This window comes from Blautia sp. DFI.1.216 (genome assembly GCF_020594215.1).
In the GTDB taxonomy this organism is placed as follows: Bacteria; Bacillota; Clostridia; order Lachnospirales; family Lachnospiraceae; genus Blautia_A; species Blautia_A wexlerae.
In genome coordinates this window covers 1-293 of sequence record NZ_JAJDML010000214.1, presented here as the reverse complement: position 1 = coordinate 293, position 293 = coordinate 1, and the positions used below count along the sequence as shown (strand labels likewise).

1 protein-coding gene is annotated in these 293 nt (G+C 43.7%); it reads right to left on the bottom strand.

The features are described from left to right. Window positions 1-293: hypothetical protein (locus LJE11_RS20980; protein ID WP_227296444.1), on the bottom strand; the 293-nt coding region annotated here is incomplete at both ends.

The window sequence follows — 293 nt, the reverse complement described above, 5'->3', positions numbered from 1 at the left end:
TTGATTGTCCCCAATCATAGATACTAACGCTTCGGTCTGTTCGTCTATCTTCTGGCAGGCAACTTCCTTTAATTTTCCAGTTACCAGTTTCTTTGACTGTTCCTGCATACTGCGGATTGAGCTTTCTGTGGCAATCTGCAACGCATGAATTTTACCCTCACGGGACTGTGCGATAAGCTGTCGGAAACTGTCATGCACGATAAATTTCTGCTCTGCGGATAGAAAAGAATAGTTGTATGGTATCAGCTCATAGTAGGCGAACACCTCATTGTCCTTGTTCCAGACAAGGTTAT